Below are 1,206 nucleotides of genomic sequence, written 5' to 3' on the forward strand. Positions count from 1 at the left end.
GTCGGCCGACATCCTGCAGCCCGGACCGGCCGCGTTGACCGACGGGGTGGAGCAGATGCACCGCATCGTCGCAACGTGGATGAATCGGCATGGCTGAACTGGCGCGCAGCGAATTCATCCTCGGCGGCCAGCGCAGCGGCAAGTCACGCCGCGCTGAAGAACTGGCGCGTCAATGGATGGCCGCCGACACGGCGCACCGTGCCGTGCTGATCGCCACCGGCCAGGCCTGGGACGACGAGATGCGCGAGCGCATCGCGCGCCACCAGCGGGACCGCGCAGAGCGGGTGCCTGGCATGGCGACGGTCGAAGAGCCTGTTGAGCTGGCCGATGCACTGCGCCGTGCCAGCGATGCGCAGGCCCTGGTGGTGGTGGATTGCCTGACGCTGTGGTTGACCAACCTGATGATGCCGGCCGATGCAGGGCAGGCCATCGATGAACCCGCCGTGATCGCCGCGGGCCACGCGCTGTGCGAGGCCATCGCCGCCGTGCCCGGTCCGGTGGTGCTGGTGGGCAACGAGATCGGCCTGGGCGTGATCCCCCTGGGGCGCGAGGTGCGCCAGTTCGTGGACGCGCTCGGCCGCCTGAACCAGCAGGTGGCCGCCGCCTGCGAGTGCGTCACCCTGATGGCGGCGGGCCTGCCGCTGACCTTGAAAGACAAGCCATGAAACCGATGCGCAACATCCTGGCCGCCGTGGCACTGGTGGGGCTGGCGCTGCTGTCCCTGCCGGCCCGCGCTGCACTCCAGATCACCGACGACCTCGGTGTGGTGGTGAACTTCGAACGTTCGCCGCAGCGCATCGTGAGCCTGCTGCCCTCGCTGGCAGAGACGGTGTGCGAACTCGGCCAGTGCCAGCGTCTGGTGGGCGTGGACCGTTACACCAACTGGCCCGCGAGCGTGAAGACCTTGCCCAAAGTGGGCGGTGGGCTGGACCCGAACATCGAACAGATCGTGGCGCTGCGGCCCGACGTGGTGCTGATGGCCACGTCGTCGCGCGCGGGCGACCGCCTGCGTGCGCTGGGCCTCAAGGTGGTGGCGCTGGAGCCCAAGACGCACGCCGACGTGCAACGCGTGATGCTCAAGATCGGCCAGTTACTGGAGGTGCACGACGCGCAGAAAGTCTGGCGCGCCATCGACGCCGCCGTGATGGCCGCCGCGCAGTCGCTGCCCGCTAACGTGCGCGGCACGCGGGTGTATTTCGAGGTCAA

The 1,206-nt window shown here is 69.2% G+C and carries 2 protein-coding genes; both read left to right on the plus strand.

Annotation, left to right across the window (positions count from 1 at the left end; all coding sequences use genetic code 11):
* The first annotated feature begins 89 nt into the window (after nt 1-89).
* A complete protein-coding gene (gene cobU, locus RMP09_RS19435; protein ID WP_310567615.1) occupies nt 90-665 on the plus strand; it encodes a bifunctional adenosylcobinamide kinase/adenosylcobinamide-phosphate guanylyltransferase in 576 nt (191 codons plus the stop codon).
* Nucleotides 662-1,206: helical backbone metal receptor (locus tag RMP09_RS19440; protein WP_310567616.1), on the plus strand; the 545-nt coding region annotated here is incomplete at its 3' end. The genes cobU and RMP09_RS19440, both read left to right, overlap by 4 nt.

The organism is Hydrogenophaga sp. (genome assembly GCF_031426985.1).
Lineage (GTDB): Bacteria > Pseudomonadota > Gammaproteobacteria > Burkholderiales > Burkholderiaceae_C > Hydrogenophaga.